This window comes from Streptomyces sp. M-16 (genome assembly GCF_052114405.1).
GTDB lineage: Bacteria > Actinomycetota > Actinomycetes > Streptomycetales > Streptomycetaceae > Streptomyces.
The window spans coordinates 16078-32467 of the sequence record NZ_JBFRER010000101.1 but is presented as its reverse complement, the minus strand read 5'-3'; the positions used below and the strand labels follow the sequence as shown (position 1 = coordinate 32467).

Genomic DNA, 16390 nt, shown 5'->3' with positions numbered 1-16390 from the left:
GGGCACGGGCACGGGCGCGGGCGCGGGCCGGGCCAGGGAGATCCCCCCGGGGCGGGGCTCCGGCTCCGCCGGGCCRCCCCAGGAGACGCGCACGTCGCGGGGGCCGCCGAAGCCCGCCTGGTGGACGGGGTCGGCCTGCCAGCCGGCCGGATCGGAGTCCGGTCCCGGTCCCGGTCCGGGGACGGCGCCGGGGCCGGTGCCGGGGCCGGTGCCGACGCCGGTCCGCGGCCCGGTCAGCGCCTCGGTAGCGGAGGTCTCGTCGAGGAACACCGGCCCCGTCTCGTCCACGGGAGCGGGCCCGGACACCGACGCGGGAGCCGCCGCTGAGGCCGAGGCCGACGCGAACGCCGCGGCGGGGGCGGGTGCCGGGGCGGCGGAGGCGGGGCGGCTCGTACCGGGGACCCAGGCAGCGCCGTTCCAGTACCGGACGTACCCGGGGATGGACGGATCGGGGTAGTAGCCCTCGCGGGCCGCGTGCTCGCCGTCACCAGGGGAGGCCGTCAATGTCCCCAACTCCGATCGTGGCTTGAGGATTGTGCAGGGGAGGACCCAAGGGGAGGACCATAGCCAAGAACCCCCTCCCGACAGGTCCGGTAACGGGGGATTCCAAGCCTTCGGGCGAACGTCACCCCATCCGATTGTTTTCGGTCAGCCGATAGATTTCGGCCAACCTCTCCTTCGGTGCCGGAAGTCGCGTCATACCCGGGCACACCGACGCTCTCTGCGGGTGTGGGGCAGTTCCGGCCCCGCGCCCGCAAGCGAAGCACCGAAGTGAGGCCGCCATGCACCACCCCGTCATCGAACGCGAACTGGAACTCAAGCTGGTCCTGTCACCCGAGCGGAGCGTCCCCGTCCCCGCCAAGCTGCTGTACCTCACGGACGACCCGTTCGCCGTGCACGTCACCTTCCACACCGGCTCCGACACGCCGGTCAACTGGACCTTCGCGCGCGAGCTGCTCGTCGAGGGGGTGTTCCGTCCGTGCGGGCACGGAGACGTCCGGATCTGGCCCACGAAGATCGACAGCAGGGCGGTCCTGTGCATGGCGCTCAGCTCCCCCGACGGCGACGCCCTGCTGGAGGCCCCGGCCGGATCGGTCTCGGCCTGGCTGGAGCGGACCCTGCGCGTGGTGCCGCCGGGGACCGAGGCGGACCGGCTCGGACTGGACGCGGCGCTGGCGGAGCTGCTGACCCCGACCCCGGCGGACGAGCTGTGGCTGCGCGACCCGTGGCCCTCGGACGAGTCGGCGGACGGCGACCTGTGATGCGTACGCCCGACGACCGCACGCCCGAGAACCGCACGCCCGAGAACCGCACGCCCGACCACCGCACGCCCGACCACCGCACGCCCGACGACCGCGCCTCCCGGACCCCGGCCTCAGAAGAGCTTGCCGGGATTGAGCAGCCCGAGCGGGTCGAAGGCCCGCTTGACGTTGCGCTGCATCTCCAGGCCGACCGGCCCGAGTTCGCGGGCGAGCCACTCCTTCTTCAGCACCCCGACCCCGTGCTCGCCGGTGATCGTCCCGCCGAGCTCCAGACCCAGCGCCATGATGGCGTCGAAGGACTCCCGGGCCCGCCGCGCCTCGTCCTCGTCCGCGGGGTCGAAGCAGACCACCGGGTGGGTGTTGCCGTCCCCGGCGTGCGCGCAGACGCCGATGAGCAGCCCGTACTCCCGCGCGACGGCGGCCGTGCCGTCGAGCATCTCGGCGAGCCGCGACCGGGGTACGCAGACGTCGTCGATCATCGTCGCGGGCCTCAGCGCCTCCAGCGCGGTCAGGGACATCCGGCGGGCCTGGAGCAGCAGTTCCGACTCCGCCTCGTCCTCGGCGGGGACGACGGCGGTGGCCCCGGCGGCGGTGCACAGCCGTCCGACGGCCGCGAGCCCGTCGGGCGCGTCCGGGGTGTCGAAGGCGGCCAGCAGCAGCGCCTCCGTGCTCTCGGGCAGCCCCATGCGGCCGAGGGCGTTGACGGCGCGGACGGTCGTCCGGTCCATCAGCTCCAGCAGCGAGGGCGCCAGCCCCGCCTCCATGACGGCGCAGACCGCCTCGCAGGCCGCCGCGACGGAGGGGAACTCGGCGGCCAGCGCCAGCTGCCGGGGCGGCGCCGGCCGCAGCGCCAGCACGGCCCCCACGACCACGCCCAGGCTGCCCTCGGAGCCCACGAAGAGCCGGGTCAGGTCATATCCGGCGACGCCCTTGGCGGTGCGCCGGCCCGTGCGCAGCAGCCGCCCGTCGGCGAGGACCACGTCGAGGCCGAGCACGTACTCGGCGGTGACCCCGTACTTGACGCAGCACAGGCCGCCCGAGGCGGTGCCGATGTTGCCGCCGATCGTGCACTGCTCCCAGCTGGACGGGTCGGGCGGGTAGTACAGGCCCTGTTCGGCCACGGCCCGCGAGAGGACCGCGTTGACCACGCCCGGCTCGACGACGGCGATCCGGTCGACGGCGGAGATCTCCAGGATCCGGTCCATCTTCACGAGGGACAGCACGATGCAGCCGTCCGAGGCGTTGGCGGCGCCCGACAGGCCGGTACGGGCGCCCTGGGGGACGACCGGGACCCGTAGGGCGGTCGCGGTGCGCATCACGTGCCGTACCTGTTCCACGGTGCGGGGCAGGACCACGGCGGCGGGCGTGCCGGCGGCGCAGAAGCTCGCCATGTCGGTGGCGTAGGAGGCGGTGACCTGCGGATCCGTGAGGAGGGCCTCGGGCGGGAGTCCCTCGCGCAGGCGCTCGACGAGCCGCTGCGCGGGGGGCTCCTCGGGGGGCTCCTCCGGGGACGGGGCGCGGGACTGGTCGGGGGACCGCTCGGAAAGCCGTGCCGACAGATCGTCATCCATGGGGCCAGCGTGACAGTCGGGGCCATCGGTGTGAACACGGCCGCGACCGGCTTCGGACACCTCGGCGAACTCTTCATATTGACGCACAGTGAGCGCATGGACGGTTTCGACGAGCATTCGCAGCAGCCCGCGCCGCCCGTGACCTTCACCGGCCGCAAGACGGTGGTGGCGGCCGCGGTGGCGGTGGTCCTGATCGCCGGGGCCCTGCTGATCCGCCCGGCCCGCACGGGCGACGACGCCCGCCCGCCGGGGCCGAGCGAACGGGCCGCGTCGGCGGTCGGCGTGGGCGCCCCGGCGGCCGCGGTGGACCTGACGGCGCTGGTGGCGGACCGGGAGAAGTGGGTCGCCGCGCACGCCGACGACGACGCTTCGTGGGCGGTGCTCGGGTCCGCGTACCTCGAACAGGCGCGGCGGACGGCCGAATCGGACTGGTACCCGAAGGCGGAAAAGGCGTTCAAGAGGTCGCTGGAGACCCGGCCCGCGGAGAAGGGCAACTTCGACGCGATGACGGGCATGGGCGCCCTCGCCAACGCCCGGGCGGACTTCGGGACGGCGAAGAAGTGGGGCGAGCTCGTCCGGGCGCAGGCGCCGCGGCGCTGGGCGGCGTACCCGGTCCTCGTGGACGCGTACACGGGCCTCGGCGACTACAAGGCCGCCCAGAAGGCGCTGGAGCAGCTGTCGGAGCTCCGCGAGGGGCTGGCCGCGCACCTGCGGGCCGCCCAGGTCTACCGGGACCGCGGCTGGCGCGAGGACGCGGTGGTGTCGCTGGAGCACGCGGCGGGCGCGGCGAAGGCGCCGGCGGAGAAGGCGTACGTGCTCCACCGGCTCGGGGAGCTGGCCTTCGAGCGGGGTGACGCGGCGGAGGCGCTGCGCCAGCAGGAGGCCGCGCTGCGCACGGACCCGGCACGGGCGGAGGCCCTGGGCGGCCGGGCACGGGCGCTGGCCGCGCTGGGCCGGGGCGGGGAGGCGGTACGGGACTACCGGCTGGCGCTGGGCCGTACGCCGGCGCCGGGCCTGGCGCTGGAGCTGGGCGAGCTGCTGGACTCGCTGGGACGGCCGGAGGAGGCCCGGGTCCAGTACGAGGCCGTGTCGGTGCTGGCGGCGCACGGCGAGGCGAACGGCGTCAACGAGGCGGTGGTCCTGGGCCTGTTCGAGGCCGACCACGGGGACGCGGGGGCCTCCGTACGCCGCCTGTCGGCGGAGTGGAAGCGGCACAAGAGCGTGCAGGTGGCCGATGCCCTGGGCTGGGCGCTGCACCGCGTCGGGGAGGACGCGGCGGCCCTGGAGCACGCGAAGAAGGCCACCGAGCTGGGGGTGCGCAGTGCGGAGTTCTCCTACCACCGGGCGATGATCGAGCGGGGCCTGGGCGACGAGGCGGCGGCCCGCCGCTACTTCCAGGATGCCCTGCGGACGAACCCGGGCTTCTCCCCGGTCCGCGGCCCCCTCGCGACGGAAGCCCTCGCCGCGATCGGCCAGCTCCGCGCAGCGGCAGCCCCWCCCCACCCCACCCTCGGCGGCGGGCGGCCCGGGCCCCCGGGACCCGGGCCCGCGCGACCTACAGGTTGCCCCGCTTCTCCTGCTCCCGCTCGATCGCCTCGAACAGGGCCTTGAAGTTGCCCTTGCCGAAGCCCATCGACCCGTGCCGCTCGATGATCTCGAAGAAGACCGTCGGACGGTCCTGCACCGGCTTCGTGAAGATCTGCAGCAGGTAGCCGTCCTCGTCACGGTCGGCCAGGATCTTCAGCTCGCGCAGCTCGTCGATCGGCACGCGCGTGTCGCCGACCCACTCGCCCAGCGTGTCGTAGTACGAGTCCGGCACGGACAGGAACTGCACGCCCGCCGCCCGCATCGTCCGCACGGTCGCCACGATGTCGTTCGACGCGAGCGCGATGTGCTGGACGCCGGGGCCGCCGTAGAACTCCAGGTACTCGTCGATCTGCGACTTCTTCTTCGCGATCGCCGGCTCGTTGATCGGGAACTTGACCTTCTTGGTGCCGTCCGCGACCACCTTCGACATCAGCGCCGAGTACTCGGTCGCGATGTCGTCGCCCACGAACTCCTTCATGTTCGTGAAGCCCATGACCTTGTTGTAGAACGCCACCCACTCGTTCATCCGGCCGAGCTCGACGTTGCCGACGCAGTGGTCGATGGCCTGGAAGGTCCGCTTCGCCGGCGGGGCGACGATCGGCTCGGCGGCCACGTAGCCGGGCAGGTACGGGCCGTCGTAGTCGGTGCGCTCGACCAGCGTGTGGCGGGTCTGGCCGTAGGTGGCGATGGCGGCCAGTACCACGGTGCCGTGCTCGTCCTTGACCTCGTACGGCTCGTCCAGCCCGCGCGCGCCCTGCTCGACGGCGTACGCGTACGCGGCGCGGGCGTCGGGGACCTCGATGGCGAGGTCGATGACGCCGTCACCGTGCTCGGCGACGTGCTCGGCGATGAAGCGGCCGTGGTCGGTCGTCGGCTTGATGACCGAGGTGAGGACGAAGCGCGCGGAGCCGTTGGTGAGGACGTAGCTGGCGGTCTCGCGGCTGCCGTTCTCCGGTCCGCAGTAGGCGACGAGCTTCATGCCGAAGGCGGTGGAGTAGTAGTGCGCGGCCTGCTTGGCGTTGCCCACGGCGAAGACGACCGCGTCCATGCCCTTCACCGGGAAGGGGTCGGCCTCACGCGCGGTGTGCGGGGTGGTTTCGAGGTTCACCAGAGACTCAGTCATGAGCGCAGAGTCCCGCCCTTCCACAAGCTGCGCAATAGTTTCCATTTCTGGTGTGCAGAATGCTCAGCACCGACGCAGGATGACTGGGAGATCTGTGCAGTATGACCAGTCGAACGAGGGAAGGCTCCCATGGGCATCGACGAACTCGACGGCAGGCTCATCCTCCTGCTCGCGCGCGAACCGCGGATCGGGGTCCTGGAGGCCTCGCGCAGGCTGGGCGTGGCCCGCGGCACGGTGCAGGCCCGCCTGGACCGGCTCCAGTCGAACGGGGTCATCCGCGGCTTCGGCCCGCAGGTCGACCCGGCGGCCCTCGGGTACCCGGTGACGGCCTTCGCCACGCTGGAGATCAAGCAGGGCCAGGGTTCGGACGTACGGGCCCACCTGGCGGGCGTGCCGGAGGTACTCGAACTGCACACGACCACCGGGACCGGGGACATGCTGTGCCGGCTCGTGGCGCGCTCGAACGCCGACCTCCAGCGGGTGATCGACCGGGTCGTCGGCTTCGAGGGGATCGTGCGGGCGTCGACGGCGATCGTCATGGAGAACCCGGTGCCGCTGCGGATCATCCCCCTGGTGGAGCAGGCGGCGCACGAGGGCTGAGCCGTCCGGGGAGTTCCAAAGAAAACGTTGCAAAGAAACCCTTGCATAGGATTCTTTGCAACTCTACTGTTGAGCCATGCCCGAGAAGAACGCCGCGTCCGACGCCCCGCAGCAGACGCCCGCGGCCGAGCCCAACGTCCGCACCCTCGACGCCCGCTCCCTGCGCGGCCTCTCGCACCCGCTGCGCATCCGCCTCCTCGGCGCCCTGCGCCGCGAGGGGCCCGCCACCGCCTCCCAACTCGCCGAACGGCTCGGCGAGTCCAGCGGGGCCACCAGCTACCACCTGCGCCAGCTCGCCGCGCACGGCTTCGTCGAGGACGCCCCCGGGCACGGCAAGGGACGCGAACGCTGGTGGAAGGCCTCGCACGACGGCACGCGGTTCGACGAGTCGCTCATGTTCGCGGACGACCCCGAGACCAGGGGCGCGGCCGACGTCTTCCTGGGCGAGATCATGAAGATCCACACGCAGGAGCTGAGCACCTGGCTCGGCGAGGCCCACGAGTGGACGGCGCAGTGGAGGCGCGGAGCGGACCTCAGCGACTTCACGCTCCGCCTGACGCCCGAGCAGAGCCACGAGCTGATCCACCGGATGCACGAGCTGATCAACAGCTACCGCGACCTGCCGCCCGCCGAGGACAGTGAGATGGTCCGCGTCCACACGCACACCTTCCCGCGCCGCACCGCCTCCGAGTAGTCCGCCCCGACGGTCCGCGCACCCCTGCCCGCCCTCCGCAGAAGGAGTCCTGCCATGCACGCCTTCCCGTACGCCGAGATCCACGCCGAGATCCACGCCGCCCGCACCGCCGAACTCGCCGCCGAAGCCGCCGCCTGGCACCTCGCGCACGAGAGCGCCGCCTCCGGGGCCCCCGCCGTCCACGCCGTCCATGCCGTTCCGGCGCTGCGCAACCGGCTCGGCGAGGCGCTGATCAGCGCCGGACTGCGCCTGATGGAACCGGCCCACGTCCACGCCCGCGTCCGGCAGCACGCGGCATGAGCAGGCGCCCCCTCACCGCACTCCTGGCCGCCAACACCATCTCCATAGCCGGTAGTTCACTCACCCTGATCGGCGTCCCGTGGTTCGTGCTCCAGACCACGGGCAGCGCCGGCCGGGCCGGGGTCGTCGCCTTCTGCGCCACCCTGCCCGTGATCGTCGCCGCGCTCGTGGGCGGCCCGTTGATCGACCGGATCGGCCGGCGCCGCGTCTCCGCGGCCTCCGACCTCATCTGCGCGCTCGCGGTCGGCGCGATCCCGTTGCTCCACTACGCGGGCCTGCTGGAGTTCTGGATGCTGTGCGCGCTGATGGCCGTCAGCGGCCTCGTGCACACCCCGGGCCTGACCGCCCGCAACGTCCTGCTCCCCGCCCTCGCCGAGCACGCCGGCACCACCATCGGCCGGGCGTCCAGCCTCTACGACGCCGTCTCGCGCGGAGCCCGCATGCTCGGGGCCGCCACCGCCGGCCTGCTGATCACGTTCGTCGGCGCCGAGACCGTCCTGCTCCTGGACGCGGCCTCCTTCGCCGTCTCGGCACTGCTGATGACGGCGTTCGTGCGCGGGGTCGCCGCCGCCGACCCGCAACCCGCCCCGGAGAAGGTGACGTTCGGCGCCTACCGGGCCGAGATGGCCGAGGGCTGGCGCTTCCTGACCCGCTCCCGGCTCCTGATGGGCGTCACCCTGATGGTGATGATGACCAACGGGCTGGACCAGGGCTGGAGTTCGGTCCTGCTGCCCGTGCACGGCCGCGAGGACCTCGGCAGTGCCGGCGCGGTCGGCCTGATGATCTCCCTGTTCGGCGGCTCCGCCCTGCTGGGCGCCCTGCTCTACGGGGCGTGGGGCGAGCGCTTCCCCCGCCGGGCGGTGTTCGCGGTGGCCTTCCTCCTGTGCGGCGCACCCCGCTACGTGACGGCCGCCCTCACCGACACCGCGCCGCCGCTGGCGGTCGTCATGGCCCTTTCCGGCCTCGGGGCGGGCATGCTCAACCCGATCCTCGGCACGGTGATGTACGAGCTGGTACCCGAGGAACTGCGCAGCCGCGTCTCCGGCGTGACCCTGGCGGGCTGCGAGCTGGTGATGCCCCTGGGCGGCCTCACGGCGGGCCTCCTGGTGGACGGCTTCGGCATCGCGCACGCCCTCCTGGCCTTCGGCGCCGTCTACTTCCTGACCACCCTGGCGCCCCTCCTCTTCCCCGCCTGGCGCGGCCTCGACCGCACCCCGCCCGGCCCGCTCAGCAGGCCGGAACCTCCCCGCCCCGCTGAAGCGCCCGCAGCGAGTCCGTCTGACTCTGAGCCATCCCAAGCCTGAAGCACCTCGCCGACACCTCAACATTCCGCTATCAACCTCAAGATCGAGGTGACGCTCGCCCCGCTCCCCTCGCCTTCCACCGCCACTACGCACACCTCCTCAAGGAGCGCTTTATCCGATGAGGGTGCTCTGACTCACTCAAGGACCGATTTCACTCGGTCGCTCACTTCAAGAACACCCTTGGTCGCACCGCTACCGTCAATAACACATTTCGCGTTATGGACGAGGATCGGCGTGGCCCCTGCCAGCACATAGTGCGTGTGGAAGACGTGCCTCTTCCGAGCTGGTTTTTCGCAGGTCGGCCGCGAAATGGCAGTCCGTCGCCGTCTGCTGGTGTGCGCTGATGTCCGCTCCGGTTGCGTCGGCGTTGCCGTCAACGACTCGGGACCGGCTGGTGGGTCCCTCCTCGGTCGGGCAGCTTTGCCGTACCAGGGTTCTTCAGGGGCCGCCAAGGCTCACATCGTGGCGCGCCCACACCGGCGTCACCGCCACCGTCTACACCCACGTCCGACTCCGACTCCAGCGCCAGGCTATCGACACCCACAGCACCGCCCTCGACGGCCCTACCCACGCCGACGACCCGCCGCTGTGCGGAGCCAGCGTCCACTGACGTTGCCGTCAACTACTGCCGTCACCCCACGCCGAAGCCCCGCCAGAACGTACCTGACGGGGCTTCGGATATGCCGTTGTGAAGCCTCCAGGGCTCTCGTCGTCGACTGCTACTGAGCTTGCAAGCGACGGACGTCCATCTGCTCACCCCACCCGCGCGCCAGGCATGCGCGGACCAGCGCGATCCGCACTGCCGCCAAGGATCGAGCCATGTCGCGAGCGCTGACCGTCGCCTCTTTACATGCACCGTGAGCATTAGCCGACACACTCACGGCACCATCGCCCCGACCGGCCAGATCGATCCAGAATGGACCGTCGAAGAACCTTACTCTCCTGCGTCTCCCCTCAGCGCGGCGGACAAAATCAACCGCGTCGAGCAGTTCCATAATGAATGCAACTGGCATGTCGTTCCAGTTCGGTTCCGGAAAGGAGAATCCAGAGATGTCGACCCAGACGTTACCCCAGATAGATCCTGATCTGGCGAGATTGAGAGACTCCACGTCACATAATACTTCGAACTCCATCAATCTCACCTCCAAACTGGGTATGCAGTCTCAATCATGCGTGTTTCTTTGTTCACCCACATCTCGACTTCAAGCCCATCGGCCGATCCCCTCAGAAAGACTCGGTCCCCCTGAGAACGCCCAGCAACCGAAGACGACCTGTACGCCTGGCGAATCGTGGATTCAATCTCCCCTGAAGACATGTAGTCCGGGAATTTCGTCTTGATTCCGCTCTGCTTGTAGGTCTTGCCTGCAGCGGTGTGTCGGTCAATGACATGATCCATATCGATGTCCACCTTCCGCCACCCGGGAAGGTTGACCGACTTCGTACATGTGCTGTTGTGAACGAGCACCGGCGTCTCGCCCGCCAGCACATAGTACGTATGGAAGTCTTCGATTGTCAGATTGAACGTCTTTGCTTGCCGCGCGTACGGGGTGTTCTTGACGATGATTGCCGTGCCGCCGCCCTCGACCATCACCGACATCCCGGCCGTCAGATCGCCAGCGGTAACCCAAGCGTTCTGGGATGGCGACCAGAAGGGGTGCTCGTGTGTGGCGGTGAGTTCCTCGATCCCCTTCTCTGTCGCAATGGCAAGCTTGTTGAAGTGCTTGTCGTCTTCCGTGACGATCAGCTGGGTTACGCGACGCTTTCCGGTCTCCCCCGACCTCGGGTCGGTAGCGTTGACGTAGTCGCCGACCTCGATCGTCTCGATGGCCTTGGATTCACCATCACCCATGACCACTTGAGTGCCCGCGAGGAAGCAATTGCAGCCGCCACCCTTGGCGGGCTTCGTCCGGGTCCCGTCCCGAAGCCTTATGCCGCCACCGGATCCTCCGGGTATCTCATAGGGCGCGACCTCGCCGTTCACAAGCTTCGCAGCGATATTGAGCTCGGCGTAGTATTCGAGATCAGAGCAGTCGGTGGATTCGCAAGCGTTCAGCAGCGCCGTGGTCTGCGCCGTCCAGATCGTCCCCCGCTCATTGTTCACAACAAAGCGGAGCTCAATGGTGAGCTGCTTTCTGTATTCCTTGAGGAATTTCGGCGAGGCCTTCTTGGGAAGTCGGAGCGGCTTGTCGCTCTTGTCGAGCCATACCTGATCATTGACAGTCGGCCGGTAAACGGCGGGGGTGCTGTCGTAACCGCCCGTCATCCCGTTGGGGCGGGCCGGGTCGTTGACGGACAGATTGTCGTCACGTGGGTTGTAGTGGCCGCCGCAGTTCCCGTTCAGGCAGTCCCGCTCGATCTCGCCGGTGGGATCGCTGAGAGAAACGGGGTTGTTGCTGGAGTACACGTACCCGTGGAGCTGCTGCGAGCTGGAGAGGTCCATCAGCGGATCCACGGAGATGAAGCGACCCGTCAGAGGGTCGTATTCGCGGGCTCCGAGGTGGGTGAATCCGCTGTCCGCGTCCTTGGTTCCACCGACGAAGCCCTTGTCGCCGGTCCAAGCTGTCGACTGGGTGCCCCGTTCCTCACCGAAGATCCCCGTCTTGCGACGCTCGACGGTCTGCGTCGCATCGGCGCTGATCTGGGTGGTGCCTGTGCCGTGGTGGTCGGCCAGGGTGAAGGTGAGTTTGCCGCCCGTACGCATCGCGACGCCGCCGTAGTAGCGGGTCCCCGTAACCTTGCCGGACTTGTCGAGCTTGAGCTCGTTGCCGCCCGGGAGGTAGAGGGTGACGCCGGTCGAATCCTTTCGGAGCAGACGCTGGCCGGCAGTGTCATAGGCGAACGAGTTGCTGGACGTGCCCTGGTCGAGGGCCTTGAGGTGCCCCTCGGCGTCCCACTCCAGGTACTGGGTCTCGGCTGTTCCGATCCTCCGGGTCTTGGTGTTGCCGGATGCGTCGTAGGTGAAGGACTCGTCCCGTGCGTCGGTGCCCGATTGCGTGACCTTGGTGAGGTCGTGCTTGCCGGCCGTCGGCGCCGCGTACGTACGGACCGTGTCGGAGGCCGTCGCCGGATCCGTCTTGTGCTTGGTCTCCGTCTTCCGGTTGCCCACCGCATCGTAGGTGTAGGTCGTCCAGTAGGCGTCCGGTCCGCCGACGACCGCGTCGGATGGCTTTGCCGCACAGGTTTCACCCTGATTGGTCCATGCCTCGACGATGCGGCGCAGGGCATCGAGACCGACGCACTGGGTGTCCGTGGTGCGGTCCGAGTCCTGGCCGAAGGCAGTGGCGATGGCCGTCAGGTTGCCCGCGGGGTCAGCGGTGTAGCGCGTGTCATCGAGCCTGTTTGGTGCTACCTCCCGATCGTTGTAGGACCGCGAAACCATGCCGGTGTGTTCGTCATATTCGGTCGAGGTGAACACCCTCTGGCCAGTAGCTCCCAGTTCCTGGCGGATGCTGCGGCCGTAGTGGTCGTACGTCATCGCCGAGACGAGCCGGCTGTTGCCCGCACCCATGGTGTTGAGGAGGCCGGAGACCGGTCTGTAGGTGCTGCCGACCGTCTCTGCGGGCAGATCTCCCATGGCCGGCTGCTTGGTCGTAAGGAGCTGCCCGGCAATGTTGTAGGTGTTCGTCCACTTGTACGTGCCGGCCAGTGCCCCGACGTCAGGTGCCGCCGGGATGTTCACCTGTGCTTGCAGTGGCTGGTAGAGGTTGTCGTAGACCGTGACTTCCGACTCGTAGGCCCGACCGTCGATGTAGCGGATCGACTTGCTCAGGCGCCCCTTGGCGACGGTGTCGTAGAGGTTCGACGTAAGGACCGTTCCGCCTTGCTTGACCGCCGTGGGGCGTCCGAGCTCGTCGTAGTCGGTGTGCAGGGTGATTCCACGGGCGTCGGTCACGTCCGTGGCTTTGCCTGCCGTGTCATAGGCGATCTTCGTGGTGCCCTTGTCCGGGTCGTTCACCTCTGACTGAGAGCCACGTACGTCGTAGGTGTACGTCCACTGGGCACCGCTCGGATCGGTGACCTGGGCCAGACGTCCGAGCCTGCTGTACGTGTACCGGGTGGACTGCGACGTCATGCGTCCCGGGTCGGTGTACTGCTTGAGTTCGACCGTCCGACCCAGGGCATCCACGACCGTGGTCGTGGAGGTACCGCCCTGCGGCGGGATGACCGTGGTGGTGTCACCGCCGTAGCTGGTGGTGGTCCGCTTCGTCTCCACCCCGAACTTCTTGGAGATAACCGCCGTGGGGCGGTCGGCACCGTCGTAGATCGTGTCGACAGACGCGGGATAGGCACTCTCCAGGCCGGTCGTGAGCTGCGCCTCGGGAAGGCCGTTGGCGTAGTAGGTGCCCGAGTTCCGCCAGGGCCGGCCCTTCGTGTCGTAGAACGTCTCGGTGATCAGACGACCCGAAAGGTCGGGCGACGCGGTCTGGGACTGGCGCTGGCGCAGCAGTCCGTCCTGGATGGAGTAGTCCACCGAGTACTGGTAATCGTGAGTCAGCGACTTTGAGACGACGACGTTCGGGCCGTCGTTGCGGATCACGTACTCGAACTGGCGGCTCGGCTTGTCCGGGTTTCCGGCTGCCGACCAGTTGGGCAACCAGACCTTCGAGGTACGCCCGAGGGCGTCATAGGAAGTCGTGGTCACTTTGCCGTTGGCATCGGTCACCTTCGTGGACTGCCCACGCAGGGGGTCCAGCTCCGACGACACCGCGTGGCCCTTCGGGTTCGTCACGACCATGGTGGTCGCGACTTCTCCGGTGGCGGGCGTCAGGGCGATGGTGGTGAGCCTGCCGTACGCGTCGGCGATGGCCAGCTGGCGCCCGTAGGCGTCGTAGCAGAGCTGGTCCTTGGTGGCGCCGCAGGTGCTGGGGACCGAGGAAACGGTGTCGTAGCCGTCGCCGTTCGCGTTGATCGTTTCGGTCTTGGTGAGCAGGCCGATGCCCGGCAGGGTGCCGAACGCCCCGTTGTCGAAGTAGGTCCGGCTGTCGGAGATGACGTCCGTCGGCCGATTGACCGCCGTGCCGCAAGGCGCGGCCACGGTCTCGACACGGCTCACCTTGTCCAGGATCCAGCTCGCCGTGTTACGGGCATAGCTACTCGTCGTGCAGGTCTCGTCGCCGCTCTTCGCGATGTCGCCGGACTGGGATTCCCAGTCGACCATGCCGTAGTCGTCATAGTGCCGGGTGACTTCGGTCGTACGGGTCCCACCGGTCACAGCGGTACGGGTGGAGGCCTTCTCGACTCCCGTCCTGTACGACACGAGGTCGGGCAGACCGGGCCTGACCCGCCTGGCCACGATGTCCGAGCGCCAAGGGGTACTGGAAGTCGCGGTGAGGGGCTTTCCGGTGTCGTCACCGTCGTAGGTGGCCGACTCCCGGGGCCGCCCGGCGAACTCGGGGCGGTCGGTGACCGCCGCTCCGGTGCCGTCCTTGACCTCCTTGCCGTCGAGACCGCGGAAGTAGCGCATCTCGGTCAGGGACTTCGGATCGTCGACGGCACCGACGCGGACCTGTACGCGCTCGTATCCGCGGGCGACGGAATGGACGCGATCCTCAGACTTGGTGAACTCGTCCGTGCTCTTGTCCCAGGCTGCTCCGCCGAGGTAGCTGTACGAGGTCACCTTGTCGGGTGAATCGGCCAGGTTGTCGCCTTCCACGACCTGGCTCACGACGTAGGTGTTGAACCAGTCCAGCTTCGCCGTCTCGCCTTCGAAGGCCCATTTGACCGGATAGCAACGGGTGGCGTTCGTAGCGTCCGCAGCGGGCAGCGTGGCGGTGGTGCAGTCAGGCTGCGAGTAGGTGACGCCGATCGTGCCGCCGGACTCCGTGGTCACCTGGTAAAGGCGCAGGCGGATGAAGGGGGCGAGCCCATCGCCCGTCTTGTCGACACGGTTGGCCTTCTGCTCACCCGCGAAGCTGACGGGAGGCAGGGTCACGTCGGGGGCGTCGCCGGCCTTGGCCGTGCGGGTGATGGACTTCAGCCACAGGGGTGTGGAAATGCCGTCACCCGAGGGCGGGAAGCTCTGCTCCAGAGCCCAGGAGTCGACGTCCTTGTACGTACCGCCGGTCAGAACCTTGGTGTTGATGCCCGTGAGCCGCATGCGCGACCAGAAAGTGGGCGAGAACTGGTTCTTGCACTCTGCGGAGCCGTCCTTGCAGAACTGGTCGTAGGGTGCATCGGGCCAGTTCTTGGCATTGGCCTCGTCGAAAGTCCCGCAGGTGGTGAGGCACCGCTCCGACACGTCGAAGGTGACCTGCCCCATGGCCTTGGCGCCGTAGACCGACCCCGCGCGCAGGCCGTAGTCGATGTGATCGAGCCAGCCGCTGCGCGTGTAGGGGGTGACGGTGCCCTTGCCGGTCGTCTGGGAGACGTTCCGCCCGTAGTTGTTGCTCTCCGCCTTCCAGTAGTAGGCCATGGCGCTGCCACCCGGGGCCACCACGTAGTCGAGCTGCCACCGCCAGGCCTGCTGGCACCAGGCGCTCGCGAAGGAGGCGTTGTAGCAGGGCTCGCCCGCCTGATTGCCGTAGACGGGAACCGTCCAAGCGGAGTTCGTCGTGGGCGTGGACCCGTCCTTCCAGCCCGGAAGACGGTTCAGACCGAAGAAGTACTGCATGCCGTCGGTCGTGGTGATCTTCCAGTGCTCACCGTCGTTGTCACCGTTGGTGGCACCGGTGAGCTTCTCGACCTTCTCCCCGGAATCGGACGCGGGGTGCCAACCCTTCCCCTGTTCGAAGACGAGCTCCGTGGACTTGCCGTTGAGCGAGAGCGTGGCGTTGTCGTTGAACCAGCACTGGTCACCGATCTTGGCGGTGCTCGTACTGCCGGTCTTGTCGTCGACACACGGCTTGTACTTGCGTTCGATGAAGCCTGGATCCCAGGACCAGCCGTCACCGATCCATGACGCCTGGGTGTTCGATGCGGCAGTGCGGCCGTCGACCGACTGGGAGTTGTAGTCCAGGGAGATCTTCGGCACAAGGCCGCCCGGTACGGCAGGTGTCGCGACGTTGTACGACCAGGAGAACGCCCCGGTGGATCCACCGGCGTTCCAGGAGCCCGAGGGCCCCATCGGCGTCGCCTTGTAGTCGCCACTCGAACCGGAAGCGCCGGCCGTCGCCGCCAGGACCATGCCCGTGGATCCGGCGGCAGCCGCCGGTGCGGCCCACAGTCCGGCGGGCTTGGCCGCCTGCGGCGCTGAACCCGGTACGGCGACCTGGGCCGTGAGCTTGCCCGAGCGGGTGTCGTTCCGTGTCTCCAGGAGCTTCTGACTACGGCACTCAGGACGGTCCGGCGTGGTCAGCGCGCAGGCCGGGAGTTCCACCAGGTGCAGGCGGGAGGCGTAGTCGCCGCCGTAGGCGTCACGGAAGCCGTTGTAGTCCACCTCGACCCTGGCCGACGCGGGCTGCTGGGCCCCGTCCGAGCGTCCTACCGACAGCAGCAAGCCGTCGATACCCGCCTTACGGGCGCCGTCCCGGGCGCTGACGGCGACCTTCACCTTGGCCGGCGTCGCGACGCCCCCGCCCGGTGCGGCGTGCACCGCGACCGGGAACCTCCCGTCCGGCAGGGAACCGGACCCGGCGGTAAAAGCCTGCACGCCGGAGGCAATGGCCTTGGTGGCCGTGCCCGACGCCAGGTCCACCTCGGCCGAACTCGCGGTGGGCCAGGCCACCTTCGGAGCCCGCCACGGTCTCTCCACCGCGGCATCGGGCTTCTTCGTTCCGCCGGTCCGTACCGGCGCCACCGGTACGGCCTTCGGCTGCTTGAGCTCGGGAAGTAACGGTCCACCTTTGCTATCCGCTACGGCCACCGCACTCGGCAGCAGGCCGGAGAGGACCGCTGCGGCCAATGCCGCGGAAAGCCCTCTCATTCGAGATCGTCTCACACCCCACCCCACATTTCCAGGAAATTACCGGCGCAGACTAACAGCCCCAATTCGCGAGTCCGACACGCCGACA

General features: G+C 68.9%; 11 protein-coding genes. 6 read left to right on the top strand and 5 right to left on the bottom strand.

Features of this window, described 5'->3' with window-relative positions:
- A partial coding sequence (locus AB4039_RS32430) for a DUF2510 domain-containing protein (protein WP_442272458.1) occupies positions 1-504 on the bottom strand: 504 nt, incomplete at its 3' end.
- 278 nt (positions 505-782) lie between these two features.
- Between AB4039_RS32430 and AB4039_RS32425 the strand changes: the two genes are divergently transcribed.
- Positions 783-1262, top strand: coding sequence for an SsgA family sporulation/cell division regulator (locus tag AB4039_RS32425; protein WP_030239108.1), 480 nt, complete (start codon positions 783-785; stop codon positions 1260-1262).
- 113 nt (positions 1263-1375) lie between these two features.
- On the opposite strand, the gene AB4039_RS32420 is transcribed toward AB4039_RS32425, so the two are convergent.
- Positions 1376-2833, bottom strand: a complete 1458-nt coding sequence (locus tag AB4039_RS32420; RefSeq protein ID WP_442272457.1) for an FAD-binding oxidoreductase — start codon at positions 2831-2833, stop codon at positions 1376-1378.
- 9 nt (positions 2834-2842) lie between these two features.
- Here AB4039_RS32420 and AB4039_RS32415 point away from each other — a divergent pair, with 9 nt between their 5' ends.
- The gene (locus AB4039_RS32415; protein ID WP_442272456.1) at positions 2843-4444 is read left to right on the top strand and encodes a hypothetical protein; all 1602 of its coding nucleotides are present in this window, start codon (positions 2843-2845) and stop codon (positions 4442-4444) included.
- Here AB4039_RS32415 and hppD read toward each other — a convergent pair.
- Positions 4389-5543 carry a 4-hydroxyphenylpyruvate dioxygenase gene (hppD, locus tag AB4039_RS32410; RefSeq protein WP_442272455.1) on the bottom strand — a complete coding sequence of 385 codons (1155 nt, stop codon included), beginning with the start codon at positions 5541-5543 and terminating at the stop codon, positions 4389-4391. The genes AB4039_RS32415 and hppD overlap by 56 nt on opposite strands.
- 129 nt (positions 5544-5672) lie before the next feature.
- On the opposite strand from hppD, the gene AB4039_RS32405 reads away from it, so the two are divergent.
- From AB4039_RS32405 to AB4039_RS32390, 4 genes are all read left to right on the top strand, one after another.
- A complete protein-coding gene (locus tag AB4039_RS32405; protein WP_266839289.1) occupies positions 5673-6143 on the top strand; it encodes an Lrp/AsnC family transcriptional regulator in 471 nt (156 codons plus the stop codon).
- A gap of 76 nt (positions 6144-6219) precedes the next feature.
- Entirely contained in the window at positions 6220-6837 is a 618-nt protein-coding gene (locus AB4039_RS32400; protein ID WP_266839290.1) for a winged helix-turn-helix domain-containing protein, read from the top strand.
- Positions 6838-6891: 54 nt separating this feature from the next.
- On the top strand, positions 6892-7137 hold the full coding sequence (locus tag AB4039_RS32395) for a hypothetical protein (protein WP_442272454.1): 246 nt from the start codon (positions 6892-6894) through the stop codon (positions 7135-7137).
- Positions 7134-8441 carry an MFS transporter gene (locus AB4039_RS32390; RefSeq protein ID WP_442272453.1) on the top strand — a complete coding sequence of 436 codons (1308 nt, stop codon included), beginning with the start codon at positions 7134-7136 and terminating at the stop codon, positions 8439-8441. The genes AB4039_RS32395 and AB4039_RS32390 overlap by 4 nt, the downstream gene beginning before the upstream one ends.
- Positions 8442-9160: 719 nt before the next feature.
- Here the strand turns inward: AB4039_RS32390 and AB4039_RS32385 are convergent.
- Both AB4039_RS32385 and AB4039_RS32380 read right to left on the bottom strand, forming a co-directional pair.
- Positions 9161-9574: a hypothetical protein gene (locus AB4039_RS32385; protein ID WP_442272452.1), complete on the bottom strand. Its 414-nt coding sequence runs from the start codon at positions 9572-9574 to the stop codon at positions 9161-9163.
- Between the two features lie 5 nt (positions 9575-9579).
- A complete protein-coding gene (locus tag AB4039_RS32380) occupies positions 9580-16281 on the bottom strand; it encodes a polymorphic toxin-type HINT domain-containing protein (RefSeq protein ID WP_442272451.1) in 6702 nt (2233 codons plus the stop codon).
- Between the last annotated feature and the right edge of the window lie 109 nt (positions 16282-16390).